The sequence below is a fragment of the Janthinobacterium sp. FW305-129 genome, assembly GCF_020858115.1.
Lineage (GTDB): Bacteria > Pseudomonadota > Gammaproteobacteria > Burkholderiales > Burkholderiaceae_D > Janthinobacterium.
The window spans coordinates 50747-68385 of record NZ_JACYMM010000011.1 but is presented as its reverse complement, the minus strand read 5'-3'; the positions used below and the strand labels follow the sequence as shown (position 1 = coordinate 68385).

Genomic DNA, 17639 nt, shown 5'->3' with positions numbered 1-17639 from the left:
TCACGCCCTTGAAGCCTAGCGTTCATAAAAAAAAATGCCGCTTCGTGTGACGCAGCGGCATTTTGAGCTTCAGGCGGCAGGCGCCGCTCAGACATACGCCGCCAGGGCGCCCTTCATTTTTTTCAGCGCCGCCACTTCGATCTGTCGAATGCGCTCGGCCGATACGCCGAACTCTTCCGCCAGGGCGTGCAGGGTGGCGCCGGAACCGTCGTCGTTGGCCAGCCAGCGCGCTTCGATGATGCGGCGCGAACGGGCGTCCAGCTTGGACAAGGCCGTTTCCAGGCCTTCCGATTGCAGGCGCGTCACTTGTTCCGCTTCCAGCACCTTGGTCGGCTCGCTTTGCTCCGACGACAGGTAGGCGATCGGCGAAAACTTGTCGTCTTCATCGTCGGTCGGCGATTCCAGCGCAATGTCGCGGCCGCTCAAGCGCGTTTCCATTTCGATCACTTCTTCGCGCTTCACGTCGAGCAGCTTGGCCAGCGCATCGATCTGCTTCGGCGTCATCGCATCGAGGCCGGTCTTGTGGCTGCGCAGGTTGAAGAACAGCTTGCGCTGTGCCTTCGTCGTTGCAACCTTGACCAGGCGCCAGTTTTTCAGGATGTACTCATGCATCTCGGCCTTCACCCAGTGCATGGCGTACGACACCAGGCGCACGCCCTGGTCCGGATCGAAGCGTTTCACGGCTTTCATCAAGCCGATATTGCCTTCCTGAATCAGGTCGGCGTGCGGCAAGCCATAGCCCAGATAGCCGCGGGCAATCGAGACCACCAGGCGCAGGTGCGACAGCACCAGCTCTTGCGCGGCGGCCAGGTCATTTTTTTCGCGCAGGCGTTTCGCCAGCGAAATTTCTTCGTCGTGGGTCAACATGGGCAGACGGTTCACGGCCGAAATATAGGCGTCAATATTGCCCAGATTGCCAGTGAACCCGAGGCCCAGCGCATTACTTTTGGTCGGAACCAATGCGGATGTTGCGGACATCATAGTCATGTTTTCTCCCTCGTAGTCTTGCTTTGTTCCAGTTGGCCGCGTCACACGACGTGGCCCGATTGTCTGTTCTGTTTTGCGTATTCGGTCTTGCACTTTGCAGACCGCGGCACCATCTTCATCTGGCGTCCATGGCGGTTCTGCTGTTGGTATGTCCCTATATTAGCACTCTCTGCCTGAGAGTGCCAATCAGCACATTTAATCGTCCTGATAGCCTAAATGCTATGGTGATTTAATGCTTGATATATATCTCTGAACGGCGCGAGATAGCGCTTTACGACAACGTAGTTAGTCTACGGCCTCTGGCTGAAGCGAACCTTAAGAATACTTGCTAAATATCAAGATAACAGCAGATGGGGATGGCGAGGCGCATGGCGGCACCGCAGGCGCCGCCATGGAAGGGAAGGTCAGTTCAGGCGCGCCAGGTGGCGCTGCACGCAGAGGAAGGCGCCGATCAGGCCCAGGCCGGCGCTGACGGCCAGCAAGCCGGCCATCGGCAGCGGCGCCAGCGGCACCAGCTGGAATTCGGATGCATACAGGCGGGCAAACTCGGCAATCGCGGTATTGAGCGGCTGCAAGGCCAGCGCCACGGCGCCCAGCGCCAGCGCCCCCGCGCACAGGCCCAGCAGGGCGCCCGTGTAATAGAAGGGTCGGTGGATGAAGGTGTCGGTCGCGCCAATCAATTTCGAGATGCTGATTTCATCGCGCTGCTGCATCACCTGCAGGCGGATGGTATTGAAGACCACGGCGATGACGGCCACGCCCAGGGTGATGGCCAGCAGCAGCAGCACCAGGCGCAGCACGCCCAGCAGGGCCGCCAGGCGCTTGACCCAGGCCGAATCGACTTGCGCCGATTCCACGCCGGGCAGATGGCGCAGCTGTTCCGCCACCGCATCGACATCCTGCGCCTCGCTGGCGCTGCTGAAGGCGTCGAGTTTCAGCACATAGCTGTCGGGCAAGGGATTGTCGCCCAGGGTGCTCAGCACGTCGGCCAGGCCGTTCTTGTTTTTCAGCGTGTCGAGCGCCTGTTCGCGCGGGATGAAGACGATCTTCGCCTTTTGTTCGCCGACGATCTTGCGCATGGCGCTGGCCAGGGCGACGGCCTGTTCGCGCGGCGTGTCGATCTTCAGGAAAACGCTGATTTCCGGGTCGACGGACATCTGTTCCGACATGGGGCGCACGTTGTCGAGCATGGTCAAGCCGGCGAACGGCAGCGACAGGGCGATGGCGACGACGAGCACGTTCAACAGGAAGCCGCCGGGCGACTTGCGCAAGTGAATCAGCGCCGAACCGAGCGCGAAGCGGTGTTGGCGGAACCAGCCTCTCATGCCTGCTCTCCCTGCGCGTCGTCCGCATCGGGGGAGGGGGCGAAATCAGGATCGGGCGGGGCGAACACGGGGGCCTGCGTGGCCTTGTCGATGGCGACCAGCTGGCCGTTCTTCAGGTGGATCACGCGGGCGGCGGCGTCGAGCATCTGTTCGTCATGGCTGGAAATGAGGCAGGTCACGCCCACCGAGTGGAATGCTTTCAGGGCGTCGAGCACCTTGTTGGCGCTGGCGCGGTCCAGGTTGGCCGTCGGTTCGTCGGCCAGGATGATCTGCGGCCGGTTGACGATGGCGCGCGCAATCGACACGCGCTGCTGCTCGCCGCCCGACAGCGACAGCGGACGCGCCATGGCGCGGTCGAGCAGCCCGACTTTGTCCAGTGCGGCGCGTGCGCGCTGCTCGGCAGCAACTTTATGCGCACCGACGACGAGCAGCGGCAGCATGACGTTGGCCAGGATGGAGCGGTCGTTGAGTAATTTTTGCTGCTGGAAGATCAGGCCCATGTTGCGGCGCAGGAAGGGCACGCCGGCTGGCTTGATCTTCGCCATGTCCTGGCCGTTGACGATCAGCTTGCCCGACGTGGGGCGTTCCATGGCGGCAATCATTTTCAGCAGGGTGGACTTGCCGGCGCCGGACGGGCCGGCCAGGAAGACCAGCTCGCCTTTGGCAATACTGAGCGAAATGTCGCTGAGCGCCACGGCGTCGGGGGAGTATTGCTTGGAGACGTGCTGAAATTCAATCATGTATGGGCTTATCCGAGCAGCGCTTCGACAAATTCGGCAGCCACGAAGGGCTGCAAGTCTTCAATTTTCTCACCGATGCCGATGAAATACACGGGCACGGGGCGCACGCGGGCAATCGCCGCCAGCACGCCGCCCTTGGCGGTACCGTCCAGCTTGGTGATCACCAGGCCGCTCAGCTGCAGGGCATCGTCGAAGGCCTTCACTTGCGTGAGGGCGTTCTGGCCCGTGTTGCCGTCGATGACGAGCAGGGTTTCATGCGGCGCGCCCTCCATGCCTTTGCCGATCACGCGCTTGATTTTCTTCAATTCTTCCATCAGGTGCAACTGCGTCGGCAGGCGGCCGGCCGTGTCGACCATGACCACGTCGATGCCGCGCGCCTTCGCCGATTGCACGGAATCGTAGGCCACGGCGGCCGGGTCGCCCGATTCCTGCGAAATCACGGTGACGTTGTTGCGCTCGCCCCAGACCATCAATTGTTCGCGCGCGGCGGCGCGGAAGGTGTCGCCCGCGGCCAGCAGCACGGACTGGTTATTCGACTGCATGTGCTTGGCCAGCTTGCCGATGGTGGTGGTCTTGCCGGCGCCATTCACGCCGGAAATCATCATCACCAGCGGCTTGTGGCGGCCCAGCTCGAAGCGTTTTTCCAGCGGGCTCAGCAGCTCGATCAGCAGCACTTTCAGCGCGGCCTTGACGGCGGCGGCGTCGAGCAGCTTGTCTTCCTTGACCTTTTTCTTCAATTCCGTGAGCAGGAATTCCGTGGCGTCGATGCCCGCGTCGGACATCAGCAGCGCCGCTTCCAGTTCTTCGTACAGGGCGTCGTCGATCTTCGCGCCGACGAACAGCACGGACAGGGTGTTCGAGGTTTTCGACAGGCCCGCCTTCAGGCGCGTCATCCACGATTTTTTCTCGGGTTCGGCGGCCACGATCACGGGCACGAGCTCGGCCGGCGCGCCGCTCAGGGGCGTAGCGGCAGGCTGCGGGGCAAGCGGCGTGGCGGGAAGGGCGAGGGGCTCGGCTGGCGCAGCCTCGGGAGCGATGGGTTTTTTCTTGAAGAAACTAAACATGGATGTGTGGTGGCGGGTGCTGACCTAAGGCCCGGCGGCGCCGGACACTGTTGTTACGGGCTATTCTACCAGAGCGCGCCCGGCCCTTCATGCTTTACTGTTCGATTGGCAACATTGCGCGGCTATCCACGGAGATCGCCGCAGTTGCCGCGCTTTCCAGCCGGATCAATGGGTTTGCAGGGCCAGCGCCTGATGGCGGCGGCGCCAGTCGGCGATGCTTTCGTCGACTTGCCGCAAGTCCAGCACATGCAGGAACGAGGGCGGCTGCTTGTACAGCACGGGACTGCGTCCTCCAGCCCACAATTCCATGCTTGGTGGCAAGCTTGCATGCAGCTGCTGCAGGCTGTCGCGCGTTTGCCGCTGCTTGCTGGCGCTGGAAAACGACAGCGCCACGATGTCGGCCCGCTGCGCGCGGGCAGCCGCGACGATGTCCGTCAGCGGCGTTTCCACTCCCAGCGACATGCAATGGGCGCCGGCCGCCGCGCATAGCGCCTCGGCCATCAGCAGTCCCAGGCCATGGCGCTCCTGCGGCAAGGTACTGAGGACGATGCGCGGCGTGCGCGTGGACGGGCTGCTTGCTTGCGGCAGGGAAAAAATGGCGTGGCGCATTACTGTCTGCAAGGTTTCGCTATACAGATGCTCTTCATACACGGCCAGGTCGCCGCAAGCCCACGCTTCGCCCACCATGCCCGTCAGGGGCGCGATGACGTCGATGGTGAAGCTTTTCAAGCCCAGCACGGCCAGCGCCTGGCGCAGGGCCTCGCCCAGTTCCGCCATCTGGTGGCCGCGGCACAGGGCCAGGTAATGTGCCAGCTGCGGTTGCGGCGCGGGCGGCGCCGCGCTGCCGGCGCTGGCCAGTTGCTGCAGTTGTACAGTGCTGTGCTGCATGATTTTGCCCGGACGAAATCCGAGATCCAGCAGGCGCTTGACCATGCGCAATTTTTGCACTTGCTCGGCCGGGTAGCTGCGTTCGCCGAAGGCGTCGCGCTGGGGCTGGGGAAAGGCGTAGCGGCGCTCCCAGACACGCAAGGTTTCCTTGGCCAGCCCCGTATCGCGCTCGACGTCGCTGATGCTGAAGGCGGTAGGGAGGGGCAGTGCTTGCAGGTCAGTATCCATACCAGGTTTTTTGCTCGCTTGCGGAAGAACGTGGCATGCATTTTACGCCTTCCGCCGCCCCGGGGCCAAATAGCTGAATCCGATTGGAAATGGTCCGCGTATAAGTTTCTGAGCGGCTCGCGCTCTCATTGACATAAATCAATATTTGATTGAATATTGATTTGTCCTGGACAAACTTGATACGGATACTGTTATGAAAATCGCTGTCGTCGGAGCGGGAATTGCCGGTTTGTCGTGTGCCTATCGTCTGGCGCAGGCGGGCCAGGATGTCACCTTGTACGAGGCGGGCGACTACTTTGGCGGCCACAGCCATACTGTCGACGTCACGCTCGATGGGGTCACGCATGGCGTCGACACGGGTTTTCTCGTGTTTAACCACGCCACCTATCCGAACCTGGTGCAACTATTTGACGAACTCGGTGTCGAGGCGGCCGACAGCGACATGTCGTTTTCCGTGAAGATGCCCTTGGGCGCCTCGTCCGATGCCCGCGTGCTGGAATGGGCGGGCGCCAATCTGGATACCGTGTTTGCCCAGCGCAGCAACCTGCTGCGCCCCGCCTTCCTGCGCATGCTGCGCGATATCGTGCGTTTCAACCGCCAGGCCAGCGCCCTGGCCACGGCCAGCTTGCCGGCGCCGGCCCTGTCGCTCGGCGAGTTTCTCGATCTGCACGGTTATGGCGAGGCGTTCCGCCACTGGTATCTGCTGCCGATGGCCGCCTGCATCTGGTCGTGCCCGGCGCGCCAGATGCTGGCCTTTCCGCTGGCCACCTTCATCCGTTTCTGCCACAACCACGGCTTGCTGCAAGTGAGCGACCGGCCCCAGTGGCGCACAGTGCGGGGCGGCGCGCGCGTGTACGTGGAAAAACTGCTGGCGGGCATCCCGCAGCAGCGCCTGGCGTGCCCCGTGCTGGCCGTGCGCCGCCAAGCCCACGGCGGCGCGCGCATGATCGAACTGCACACGGCCGCCGGCGTCGAGCATGCCGATCACGTGGTGCTCGCTTGCCATAGCGACCAGTCGCTGGCCCTGCTGGCGGACATCCGCGACGACGAGCGCTGCGTGCTCGAAGCCGTGCGCTACCAGCCCAACCGGGCTGTACTGCATACGGATGCGTCCTGCCTGCCGCGGCGCCGCCGCGCTTGGTCGGCCTGGAATTACCAGGGCAGGCCGGCCGCGCAGGAGGGTGAATCGCCGCAGGTATGCGTGCACTATTTGCTGAACCAGTTGCAGCCCTTGCCCTTCAATACGCCCGTCCTCGTTTCGCTCAATCCGCTCGACGAACCCGATCCGGCCAAGGTGATCGACGAGTTTTCCTACGCGCATCCCGTGTTCGATGGCGCGGCCATTGCGGCCCAGGCGCGCCTGGCCGCTTTCCAGGGCGCGCAGCACACGTGGTTTGCGGGCGCCTGGACGGGCTATGGTTTCCATGAAGACGGCTTGAAGTCCGGCCTGGCCGTGGCGCAAGCGCTGAACGGCATGGCGGCGGCGGAGCTTGGCCATGCCGCGTGATCGCACGCAGCCGCCGCAGCCGCAGCCCCAGCTGTGCCTGGGGCGGGTGCGCCATGCGCGCCTGCGCCCGCGCGTGCATGCCTTTGCTTACGGCATGTTTTATCTGCGCCTGCCCTTGCGCAGCATGGGGATGCAGGATTTCCCGGCACGCTTGATCTCGCGCAATGGCGCCAATCTGCTGTCCTTCCGCGACGGCGACCATGGTGACGGAACCACGCCGCTGCTGGACTGGATCGACGGCTTGCTGCGCCAGCAGGGCGTGAGGGACGCGGGCGGCGAAATCTGGCTGCAAACCATGCCGCGCATGTTCGGCTACGTCTTCAATCCCGTCAGCTTCTGGTTTTGCCACCGCCCGGATGGCTCCTTGCGGGCCGTGGTCTGCGACGTGCGCAATACCTTCGGCGAGCGCCACCTGTACCTGCTCGAGCAGGGCGGGCCCATCGCCTATGGCAGCGAATTGCAAGCCAGCAAAATTTTCCATGTGTCGCCATTTTGCAAGGTGGAAGGCCATTACCGCTTCCGTTTCCTGCGCAACAGCGAGCAGGGCGGCGAGCGCCACCTGGCCCGGGTCGATTACGACGACCTCGACGGCCCATTGCTCCAGACGAGCTTGTCCGGCACGGCGCAGCCCTTGCGCGATGGCGCCATCGCCTGGGCCTTGCTGCGCTACCCCCTGATGACGTTCGGCGTGATGGCGCGCATCCATTGGCAAGCCTTGCGCCTGTGGCTGCGCCGCGTGCCGTTTTTCAGCAAACCCCTTCCCCCACAAGAAAAGGTGTCCCGATGAGTTCCGATTCCCTGCCGACCGGCTTGCATGCGCGCAGCAGCGTATGCCCCGTGCATCTGGACATGCCCGCCAGCGCGCGCATGATCGTGCGCCTGCTGCAAAAACTGCAATATGGCGCCCTGCGTCTGCGCACGCCGGACGGCAGCGTCTTGCTGTACGGCGACGGCAGCCAGCCCGTCACCCTGGACTTGCACAACTGGCGCCTGTGTTCCGCCGTGCTGCGCTCGGGCGACATCGGCTTCGCGGAAACGTTTATCGCCGGCGACTGGCGCACGGACAATTTGCCGGGCCTGATCGAATTGATGATACGCAACCGCGCACAGATCGAATCCTTGATCTACGGCAACTGGTGGGGCAACCTCTTATATAGAGTGCGCCATCTGCTGCACCGCAATTCGCGCGCCGGCAGCAAGAAGAATATCCACGCCCATTACGACATCGGCAACGCCTTCTATCAGCTGTGGCTGGACCCGTCGATGACGTATTCGAGCGCCCTGTTTACCGAAGGCGCCAGCCTGGAGCAGGCGCAAGTAGCCAAATACCGGCGCATCGCGGACCAGCTGCAGCTGCAGCCAGGCGCCAAGGTGCTGGAAATCGGCTGCGGCTGGGGCGGTTTCGCGGAAACGGCGGCGCGCAGCTATGGCGCCCATGTGACGGGCTTGACCTTGTCGACGGAACAGCTGGCGTATGCGCGCCAGCGCCTGCGGGATGCGGGGCTGGCAGGGCAGGCCGACTTGCAGCTGTGCGATTACCGCGACAGCCATGGCCAGTACGACGCCATCGCCTCGATCGAAATGTTCGAAGCCGTGGGGCAAAGCTACTGGCCCGGCTATTTCGCCTGCGTGGCGCGCAACCTGAAGCGGGGCGGACGCGCCTGCATCCAGACCATCGTCATCGCCGATGACTTGTTCGAGCGCTACAGCAAGAGCACGGATTTCATCCAGCAATACATCTTCCCGGGCGGCATGCTGCCGTCACCGATGGAATTTCGCCGCGCCGCCGAGGCGCAGGGCTTGCGCGTGGTGGACGCCTTCCGCTTTGGCCTCGATTACGCGGAAACCTTGCGCCAGTGGCGCGCCAGCTTCCTGGCCCGGCGCACGGCGCTGGAAAAACAGGGTTTCGATGGCCGTTTCCTGCTGACCTGGGAGTTTTACCTCGCATACTGCGAGGCCGCCTTCCAGGCGCACAACACGGATGTGATGCAATTTACCCTGATCAAGGACTGACCATGCGCCGCTGGCTTGCCATTATCGTGTTGTCGTTGAGTATATCCAGTGCCGCGGCCGCGCCGCCGGCCTTTGTCGCCGCCGACGTGCCCGAGGCCCGGCTGGCGGGGGAGGGCGAATACACGTGGTTCGGCATGCGTATTTATCGGGCACAACTGTGGGTAGGACCGCAGGGCTACCAGGGCGCGGCGTCGGCAACGGCGCCGTTTGCGCTGGAATTGCGCTACGCGCGTTCGCTCGATGGCAAGAAGATCGCCGAGGCCAGTTATGAACAGATGCAGAAAATCGGCGCCGGCACGCCGGAGCAGCGCCTGGCCTGGCTGTCCACCATGCAGCGTATCTTTCCTGACGTCAAGGAGGACCAGCGCATCGCGGGCGTCTACCGGGCCGGCATCGCGCCCGGCGTGCGCTTTTATCTCGATGGCAAGGTGCTGGCCGATGTGAGCGATGGCGATTTCGCGCGCGCGTTTTTTGCGATCTGGCTGTCGCCCGAGTCGACGGCGCCCAAGCTGCGCGCGGCCTTGCTGCAGAGTGCGGCGCCGCTGCCATGAACGCCGGGGCCAGCGCATTGACCTTGCCCGCCCTGTTCAGCTATGGCTTGTTCGGCTTGCCGCTGGCCATGCTGGCGCTGCCCATCTATATCTATGTGGCGCCGTTTTATGCGCAGCGCAGCAGTCTTGACCTGGCGCAGATCGGCGCCGTGCTGCTGGCGGCCCGCATCGCCGCCGCTTTCATCGATCCGGCCCTGGGTGCCTGGATGGCGCGTGGCGGGCGCAGCTATGCCGTGTATGTCGGCGCCGCGCTGCCTTTGCTGCTGCTGGGTTTTGGCGCCCTGTTTCATCCGCCCGCCATGCAGGAAGCGGCTACCCTGGTCTGGTTTTTGGCCGCCTTGCTGCTCGTCTACGCCGCCTATGGCCTGGCCGGCATCGCGCACCAGAGCTGGGGCGCGGCCCTGAGCCAGGCGCCCACGCAGCGGGCGCGCGTGGCGGCCGTGCGCGAAGGCTGCGGCTTGCTTGGCGTGATCCTGGCGGCCGGGCTGACTTCCGTGCTTGGCTATGACGGTTTGTCGCTGGCCTTTGCCGCCTGCCTGCTGGCGGCGGGCGCGCTGCTGCTGGCGCGCGCGCCGCGTCCGGCCTTGTCCGCCGTCACGGCGGCAGCGTCCCGTGGCGGCTGGCGGCTGCCATTGCGCCAGCGCGCGTTCCGCTGGCTGTTCGCCGTTTTGCTTGTCAATGGCGTGGCCGCCGCCATCCCCGCCACCCTGTTCCTGTTCTTTGCCGGCGATTATCTGCGCCTGGGCCACTACGCTGGCCCCTTCCTGATCGTCTACTTTTGCGCGGCGGCCGCCTCGATGCCCGTGTGGGTAGCCCTGGCGCGCCGCTTTGGCGAGGCGCGCGCCTGGGGCGGCGCCATGCTGCTGGCCGCCAGTGTGTTTGTCTGGGCGTATGGCCTGGGCGCGGGCGCCGCCTGGGGTTTTGCCGCCATCTGCCTGCTGTCGGGCCTGGCGCTGGGTGCGGACCTGGCCTTGCCGCCGGCCTTGCTGGCGGGGCTGATCAGCGCGGCTGGCCATGCCGGACGGCATGAAGCGGCGTATTTCGGCTGGTGGAACTGGGGCGTGCAAATGAGCCTGGCGCTGGCGGCCGGCATCGCCTTGCCCCTGCTGGCCTGGCTTGGCTATGTGCCCGGGAGGAGCGGCGGCTTGCCGGCCCTGTCCGCCGCGTACGCCTTGCTGCCCTGCATATTGAAACTGCTGGCGGCGCTGCTGCTGTGGCGCGCGCCCCTGCAACATATATATAGCGAACATAGCGAACATCGGGAGAATCACGCATGCGCCTCATGACATTGTATACACGCGGCATGACGGCCGCCGCCTTGCTGATGGCGCTGGCCGCCTGCTCCACGCCGCCCCTGCCAGCCTCGTACGCGCAGGAAACACCCAAGCTGGACTTGCAGCAGTACTTCAACGGTACGCTGGATGCCCACGGCATCTTCCAGGACCGCTCCGGCAAGGTCGTGAAACGCTTCACGGTGGTGATGCGCGCCAGCTGGGCGGGCGAGACGGGCACCCTGGACGAAGATTTCACGTATGCCGACGGCAGCAGGCAGCGCCGCGTGTGGACCCTGCGCAAGACGGCGCCCGGACGCTTCATCGGCACGGCGCCCGACGTCATCGGGGAAGCTGTCGGCGAAGTGGCCGGCAATGCGCTGCGCTGGCAATACGTGCTGGCCTTGCCCGTCGATGGCACGGTGTATCACGTCGACTTCGAGGATTGGATGTTCCTGATGGATGACAAGGTCATGCTCAACCGCGCCGCCATGAGCAAGTTCGGTTTCAGCCTGGGCGCCGTCACTTTATCGTTCAGCAAACGCCCGCAGGCGGCCCCATGAATCGCAAGATCACCAGCTGGGCCGGCAAGCGCGTGTGGATCATCGGTGCGTCCAGCGGCATCGGCGCCGCCTGCGCCACCTTGCTGCTGCAGCAGGGCGCCTGCGTGGCCTTGTCGGCCCGCCATCGCGCCAGCCTGGAGCAGCTGTGCGAGGGACAGCCGCTGGCGCAGGCCTTGCCGCTCGATATCACCCAGCCCGCGCAAGTGCGGGCCGCGTGCGCCGAACTCATGCAGCAGTGGCCGCACGTCGACCTGATCCTGGTGGTGGCTGGCGGCTATCAAGCCATGCGCGCCGATAGTTTTGACCTGGAGGCGGCCCAGGGCTTGCTGGCCCTGAATGTGGGCGGCGTCTTCCATTGCCTGGAACAAGCCTTGCCGTGGCTGTTGCGCCAGGGCAGTGGCGGCATCGGCATCGTCGCTTCGGTGGCCGGCTATGGCGGCTTGCCCAAGGCGCTCGCGTATGGCGCCAGCAAGGCGGCGCTGATCAACCTGACGGAGTCGCTGTACCTGGATTTGCATCCGCGCGGCATCGGCGTGTATCAGATCAACCCGGGTTTTGTCGCCACGCCCTTGACGGCAGGCAACGATTTCACCATGCCGGCCCTGGTGACGGCGCAGGATGCGGCCGCCGCCATGCTCGACGGCATTGAGCGGGGCCAGTTCCACATCCATTTCCCCAAACGCTTCACGAATACCATGCGCCTGGCACGGCTGTTGCCGTACCGCGCCTATTTTTGGCTGATCCGCAAGGTGACGGGACTATGAGCGCAAGCATGGATGGCCCGCTGGCGCGCCTGGTGGCGTTTTACGAACACCTGAGCATCGAAAACCTGGCGCAGCTGGGCGCCGTGTATGCGCCGGACGCCCTTTTCAAGGACCCGTTCAACGAGGTGCAGGGCCATGCCGCCATCCTCGCCATCTTCGAGCATATGTTCGTGCAAGTCGATGCGCCCCGGTTTGTCGTGCTGGAAAGTATGGGGCAGGGGCAGCAAGCCTTCCTGACGTGGGAGTTTCGCTTTCGCATGAAACGCCTGGTATCTGGCGAACAATGTATTCGTGGCGCAACACATGTGCGTTTCGATGCGCAGGGACGGGTGGTTTTGCACCGCGATTATTGGGATGTCGCGGAAGAATTGTATGAAAAGCTGCCTTTGCTGGGCCCTTTCATGCGCATGCTGCGGCGCGCAGGCCAGCGTTAAGCTTGTTTCTTGATGCTTTTAAGCAAAAAATGCGAAAAAGAAAAAGTAAATTGTGTGGAATGGGGCTGCGGAAAACTTGATTTCGGTCAATGTGTCGTTTTTTTGACACAAATATGTCAAAATATTGAGAAGGCAACATTGTAAGAAATTGTTTCAACTGATGTGCAATTTGCAAGCAAGAGTCGTCCTCATCCGTTCAAATCGGCGCGCTGCGGCGTTGACTGGAAAACATGGAAAACATTTCTATGTGAGCAATTTAAATTACCGGAAAGTCAGTAATTGTGTTGATACTCTGCCTATTTTTCTGATTCTTGCGCCGACGTCGGAATTGGCGCCTACGCCCCTGAATAATGCGGCAACGCACCAAAACAGGGCGCAAAATTTCCCGTTTTTGTGCGTCCGGCAGCAAACATTGGCGATGCCGTGTATGCTTCGTCCCGTTTATCCATTATCACCTTACAAATTGCACGCTTTGTCGTGTAAGTCGTGGACGGTAAATGATGGGTGAAGCATGTTGACGTTTTCATCATGCGCCTGATACTGTTGCACTAATACAACGGGTGTCGACTAGGCATGCGCTATGATGGAATGGTCAATCAGGCCAATGCATTGGTTGGCAAGGGGCACTGGCTCTGTCGCGTAGTACGGTTGGCGATGGTCGGGATGCCTGAAAAAGCCCTCGGCCTGGTACCGGAAGTAACATGTTGGAACTTGATGGAATGTGAAACGGTCGTTATAGTGCCGCTTCCGGTGCCCTTTGAGCACCGAACCGGCGCACGAAAATACGGTCGCTCTGCAGCCTTCAAGCTTATCGGTGCAATAGCGTGCCGATACCGATATGAATTGTTCCCCTGACCGGAACAGCAATGTGGCAGGTGGAGACCTTGCCCTCACTCATAAAAAGCGCTCTGCTAGAGCGCAGCTCGAGATGCATAGGCTGTATTACTTTTTGCTTCAAAATTAAAGGAAATCGCAATGAAAAAAACTCTGATCACCCTGGCAGTTCTGGCAGCAGCCACTGGCGTAGCCCAAGCTCAATCGAGCGTTGTTATCTACGGTACCGTTGACGCTGGTTTCGTCAGCGAGCGCGGCGGTGTTAACGGCAACGTTAACAAAATCGACAGCGGCGTAGCTTCGGCTTCCCGTCTGGGCTTCAAAGGCACCGAAGATCTGGGCAGCGGCCTGTCGGCACTGTTCGTTCTGGAATCGGGTTTCAACGTTGATTCCGGCGCGCAAAACGCTAACGAAGGCCTGTTCGGCCGTCAAGCCTACGTAGGCCTGAGCAGCAAAACCACCGGTACCCTGACCCTGGGTCGTCAATACACCCCTTGGTACAACACCCTGTCGAAAGTTGCTGATCCATTCGCAGTTGGCTACGCTGGTTCCGCTAAGAACTTGTTCCCAGCGAACACGACCCGTACCAGCAACACCGTAATGTACTCGTCGCCTAACTTCAGCGGCTTCGATGCTGACGTTTCGTACAGCGCTGCCAACAAAGGCAACGAAGATGCACTGTCGAGCAAAATCGGTCGTCAAATCGGCGCGTCGGTTGGCTACTCGAACGGTCCTTTGAATGCACGCCTGGCATACAACACCACGTCGAACGACGTAGCGAACAATGCTCACACCGCTGTTGTCGAAAGCGGTAGCGCACGCAACTGGCTGGTAGCCGCAAACTACGACTTCGCAGTAGCGAAAGCGTACGCTGCCTACGGCATCAACAAAGGTGCAAACAGCTCGCTGCGTAACAACGGCGACCTGAATGCATTCAACTACACCTCGGCTAAGACCAGCGATGACAGCACCACCGCCCTGATCGGCGCAACGGTACCAGTTGGTCCAGCTGGCACCGTGATGGCTTCGGTTATCCACGTGAACGACAAATCGGGCCTGAACGCCGATGCGAACCAGTTCGCACTGGGCTACTCGTACGCTCTGTCGAAGCGCACCAGCACCTACGCTTCGTACGCCAAGATCTCGAACAAAAACAACGCTGGCTACACCGTTGGTAACAACAGCAATGTTGGTACGGGCGACAAAGCCTTCAACGTTGGTGTTCGTCACTCGTTCTAATATTCGCGCAAGCGAAGCTTAGTACCGCTACGGCATCCCTTCGGGGATGCTGCAAGCAAGGAAACGCGCTGTCTGGCTTCGGCCTGGCGGCGCGTTTTTGCATGTGCGGCGCCAGTTATAATGACGCCGTTATTTAAGTAAAGGAATGCCATGTCTTCATACCCATCGCCGCGCCTGGCCGCCATGCTGGCCGCGCTGCTGTTCGCTGGCGCCACGGGCGCCGTTGCCGCCGCCGTCAAGGGCAAGAAGCCGGCCGGACTGGAACGCTACGGCGTGGCCGTCTACTCGGACCTGTGCCTGCAAAAGGATAGCGGCGAAATCGGCGGCCAGCGCGTGACCCTGCACCGCTTTGCCGAGGCCGATTCCGTCATCTATGAATTTACGGCCGGCGCCCTGAGCTGGCCTATCGTGGCCAACGACGTCAACCTCGATGCCGCCACAGGCGCCTTCGACTTCACCATCGCCAGCGCCGACAGCGAGGAACGCACCATCGTCGGCAAGTTTTCCAAAGATGGTCAAACCCTGACCCTGGAAGGCGATTACTGCGGCGGCAATGTGCGCATGCCCATGAAGCTGAGCCGCGTGCGCGATTTCGGCCGTCCGCTGAAAAACTGCACGCCATGTCCGCCAATGCCGGAAGCGCCAGCGCAGGTGCCGGCGCAAGACGGCGCCGAGGCGCCTGCCGCCTGAGTTATTGTGACTTGCGCATGAAAAAGGCCCAGTATTGACCGGGCCTTTGCCATTTTCAGCCTTGCAAGTGGCTTATTTTGCCGCTTGCGCCTTTTCCGCATTCGCGCGGATGGTGGCCAGGGTTGCGTTCGGCGTGATCAGGTTGCCGTCGTAGCGCAGCTCGATCAGGGCCGGCAAGCTGTTGGTCCTGGCGTGCGCCAGCGCCCGCCGCAGGGCTGGAGCGAACTCTTCCGTCGTATTCACCACTTCGCCATGCGCGCCATACGCCTGCGCCAGCGCCGCAAAATCCGGGTTGTGCAGGGTCGTGCCCGACACGCGGCCCGGGTAGTCGCGTTCCTGGTGCATGCGGATGGTGCCAAACATCTGGTTGTTGAAAACGATGATGACGACGCCCGCCTGGTATTGGACTGCCGTTGCCAGTTCCTGGCCATTCATCATGTACTCGCCATCACCGGCGAAGGTGATGACGGTGCGCTCCGGGTGCACGATCTTCGCCGCCACGCCCGACGGCACGCCGTAGCCCATGGCGCCATTCGTCGGCGCCAGTTGCGTGCGCATGCCGCCGTAGCGATAAAAACGGTGCGCCCACGAGGCGTAGTTGCCGGCGCCGTTCGTCAGGATGGTATCCAGGGGCGCCTGCGCCATGATGTCCTGCGTTACCTGCCAAAGATCCAGCGGCGCCTGGCCATCCTGGAAGATGGGCGGCTGCTCCTGGTAGGCGGCCAGCTCGGCTTTGGCTTCGGCCGGCGTATGTTTCCATGCGGAAGCATCGACGGGAGCCATGGCGGCCAGCATGGCGCAGACCTGCGGCATGCCGCTGTTGATCATCAGCTCAGCCTGGTAGACGCTGCCCAGCTCTTCGGCATCCGTATGGATGTGCACGAGGCGCTGGCGCGGCACGGGCGAGTCGAACAGGGTGTAGCCGCCCGTCGTCATTTCGCCCAGGCGCGGCCCGATGGCGATGACCAGGTCGGCATTTTTCACGCGCGCGGCCAGTTTCGGGTTGATGCCGATGCCGACGTCGCCGATGTAGTTCGGGTGTGCATTGTCGAGCAAGTCCTGGAAGCGGAAGGCGCAGGCGACGGGCAAGTGATTCGCTTCGGCAAACTGTTGCAGGTCGGCGCAGGCCTGCGGCGTCCAGGTGGTGCCGCCGAGCAACACCAGCGGCTGCTTGGCCGTCGCCAGCATGGCGCGCAGCTGCTGCAGTTGCGCATCCGACGGCGCCGCCTGCACGGCTTGGTAGGCGCGCGTGTCGGCGACAGTCGCCATGGAAATGAGCATGTCTTCCGGCAAGGCCAGCACGACGGGGCCGGGCCGGCCGCTGGTGGCGACCTGGAAGGCGCGCGCCAGGTATTCGGGGATGCGCTCGGCGCGGTCGATCTGCGCCACCCACTTGGCCATCTGGCCGTACATGCGGCGGTAGTCGATTTCCTGGAACGCTTCGCGGTCGATGAAATCGTTGCCCACCTGGCCGATGAACAGGATCATAGGGGTCGAATCCTGGTAGGCCGTGTGCACGCCGATCGAGGCGTTGGTGGCGCCCGGTCCGCGCGTGACGAAGCAGATGCCCGGCTTGCCCGTCAGCTTGCCGTAGGCTTCGGCCATGAAGGCGGCGCCGCCTTCCTGGCGGTTGATGATGAAGCGGATGCCCGAATCGTGCAGGGCGTCGAGCACGTCGAGGTAGCTTTCGCCAGGCACGCCAAAGGCGGTGTCGACACCGTGGATCTGCAGGGCATCGACCAGGATCTGGCCGCCGGTACGGGGTTGTTGCGTCATGTTCGGCTCTTTATATTCTAGTGGGTGGCAAAGAAGTGGGGCAAGCGGTGCGCATGCGCCTGCATGCAAGCAGCTTGCCCCATTCTATGTGAGCCGATTTGGCCCGGCTTTTGAAATGGCGACACCGAATTACACAATCTCCCGGGCCGTGGCCCGATGAGGGGCCCGGCGAGCGGTGTCGTTCCTGCACAGGCCTTTTTGCAGAAACATGCTGCGGCGCGGTACAATGGCGGGTGAAGCAGGCCAGACAGTCGCTGGCCGGCGCAGCAATGCGCTGGCGGGAGGAAGGTCCGGACTCCATAGAGCGGGGTGACGGTTAACGGCCGTCCGCTGAAAGCCGCAAGGTATAAGGCGAGGAATAGGGCCACAGAGACGAGCGTATTAAGTTACGGTGAAACGCGGTAACCTCCACCTGGTGCAATTTCAAATAGGCACGCGATGATGCTGCTCGCGGAGCGTGCGGGTAGAAAGCTTGAGCGCCCGAGTAATCTGGCGCCTAGAGGAATGACTGTCATAGCGCCGACCTGCAAGGGAAAGCGCCGTAACAAAATCCGGCCTACCGGCCTGCTTCACTTGAATTCCTGTTTCCTGGCTTGCCAGGGAGTATCTCCTCCGCAGCGTTTTGCCAGCTGCGCGCCGCCCAAAAAAGCCCCCGCAATGGGGCTTTTTTTGTTTCTAAAAATAGTGCAATCAAGATAAAGTTGTATATACAACTAAAGTGGACAATTGGTTAAAGTTTCTTGCTTCCAATTAATTGCTGCATTG

At 62.4% G+C, this 17639-nt stretch carries 16 protein-coding genes and 1 other RNA gene; 11 read left to right on the top strand and 6 right to left on the bottom strand.

Annotated features, from left to right (window positions below; genetic code table 11):
• Positions 1-87 precede the first annotated feature (87 nt).
• The 5 genes from rpoH to IGS61_RS21470 all read right to left on the bottom strand — a co-directional run bounded on the left by rpoH (position 88) and on the right by IGS61_RS21470 (position 5232).
• Positions 88-981, bottom strand: a complete 894-nt coding sequence (rpoH, locus tag IGS61_RS21490; protein ID WP_070222520.1) for an RNA polymerase sigma factor RpoH — start codon at positions 979-981, stop codon at positions 88-90.
• Between the two features lie 410 nt (positions 982-1391).
• Entirely contained in the window at positions 1392-2312 is a 921-nt protein-coding gene (gene ftsX / locus IGS61_RS21485) for a permease-like cell division protein FtsX (RefSeq protein ID WP_070222518.1), read from the bottom strand.
• The gene (locus IGS61_RS21480) at positions 2309-3052 is read right to left on the bottom strand and encodes a cell division ATP-binding protein FtsE (protein ID WP_070312921.1); all 744 of its coding nucleotides are present in this window, start codon (positions 3050-3052) and stop codon (positions 2309-2311) included. The genes ftsX and IGS61_RS21480 overlap by 4 nt, the downstream gene beginning before the upstream one ends.
• An 8-nt stretch (positions 3053-3060) precedes the next feature.
• On the bottom strand, positions 3061-4116 hold the full coding sequence (gene ftsY, locus IGS61_RS21475) for a signal recognition particle-docking protein FtsY (protein WP_230541497.1): 1056 nt from the start codon (positions 4114-4116) through the stop codon (positions 3061-3063).
• A gap of 165 nt (positions 4117-4281) precedes the next feature.
• Positions 4282-5232, bottom strand: coding sequence for a MerR family transcriptional regulator (locus IGS61_RS21470; protein WP_230541496.1), 951 nt, complete (start codon positions 5230-5232; stop codon positions 4282-4284).
• 193 nt (positions 5233-5425) lie between these two features.
• Between IGS61_RS21470 and IGS61_RS21465 the strand changes: the two genes are divergently transcribed.
• The 10 genes from IGS61_RS21465 to IGS61_RS21420 all read left to right on the top strand — a co-directional run bounded on the left by IGS61_RS21465 (position 5426) and on the right by IGS61_RS21420 (position 15098).
• Positions 5426-6739: an NAD(P)/FAD-dependent oxidoreductase gene (locus IGS61_RS21465; protein ID WP_230541495.1), complete on the top strand. Its 1314-nt coding sequence runs from the start codon at positions 5426-5428 to the stop codon at positions 6737-6739.
• Complete coding sequence (locus tag IGS61_RS21460) at positions 6729-7526, top strand: DUF1365 domain-containing protein (protein WP_230541494.1); 798 nt, start codon at positions 6729-6731, stop codon at positions 7524-7526. The genes IGS61_RS21465 and IGS61_RS21460 overlap by 11 nt, the downstream gene beginning before the upstream one ends.
• Entirely contained in the window at positions 7523-8752 is a 1230-nt protein-coding gene (locus tag IGS61_RS21455; protein WP_442908086.1) for a class I SAM-dependent methyltransferase, read from the top strand. Before IGS61_RS21460 ends, IGS61_RS21455 begins: the two co-directional genes overlap by 4 nt.
• Positions 8753-8754: 2 nt before the next feature.
• A complete protein-coding gene (locus IGS61_RS21450; protein ID WP_230541493.1) occupies positions 8755-9303 on the top strand; it encodes a chalcone isomerase family protein in 549 nt (182 codons plus the stop codon).
• The gene (locus IGS61_RS21445) at positions 9300-10589 is read left to right on the top strand and encodes an MFS transporter (RefSeq protein ID WP_230541492.1); all 1290 of its coding nucleotides are present in this window, start codon (positions 9300-9302) and stop codon (positions 10587-10589) included. The genes IGS61_RS21450 and IGS61_RS21445 overlap by 4 nt, the downstream gene beginning before the upstream one ends.
• Positions 10577-11137 (top strand): DUF3833 domain-containing protein, encoded by a 561-nt coding sequence (locus tag IGS61_RS21440; protein WP_230541491.1) that lies wholly within the window; start codon positions 10577-10579, stop codon positions 11135-11137. The genes IGS61_RS21445 and IGS61_RS21440 overlap by 13 nt, the downstream gene beginning before the upstream one ends.
• Positions 11134-11901 (top strand): SDR family NAD(P)-dependent oxidoreductase, encoded by a 768-nt coding sequence (locus IGS61_RS21435; protein ID WP_230541490.1) that lies wholly within the window; start codon positions 11134-11136, stop codon positions 11899-11901. Before IGS61_RS21440 ends, IGS61_RS21435 begins: the two co-directional genes overlap by 4 nt.
• A complete protein-coding gene (locus tag IGS61_RS21430; RefSeq protein WP_230541489.1) occupies positions 11898-12335 on the top strand; it encodes a nuclear transport factor 2 family protein in 438 nt (145 codons plus the stop codon). Before IGS61_RS21435 ends, IGS61_RS21430 begins: the two co-directional genes overlap by 4 nt.
• Positions 12336-13310: 975 nt before the next feature.
• Entirely contained in the window at positions 13311-14408 is a 1098-nt protein-coding gene (locus IGS61_RS21425; protein WP_230541488.1) for a porin, read from the top strand.
• 150 nt (positions 14409-14558) lie between these two features.
• Positions 14559-15098 carry a hypothetical protein gene (locus tag IGS61_RS21420; protein WP_230541487.1) on the top strand — a complete coding sequence of 180 codons (540 nt, stop codon included), beginning with the start codon at positions 14559-14561 and terminating at the stop codon, positions 15096-15098.
• A 72-nt stretch (positions 15099-15170) separates the two neighbouring features.
• On the opposite strand, the gene IGS61_RS21415 is transcribed toward IGS61_RS21420, so the two are convergent.
• Positions 15171-16874, bottom strand: a complete 1704-nt coding sequence (locus tag IGS61_RS21415; RefSeq protein ID WP_230541486.1) for a thiamine pyrophosphate-binding protein — start codon at positions 16872-16874, stop codon at positions 15171-15173.
• A gap of 235 nt (positions 16875-17109) precedes the next feature.
• Here IGS61_RS21415 and rnpB point away from each other — a divergent pair.
• Positions 17110-17449: RNase P RNA component class A (gene rnpB / locus IGS61_RS21410), an RNA gene on the top strand.
• Positions 17450-17639: the final 190 nt, after the last annotated feature.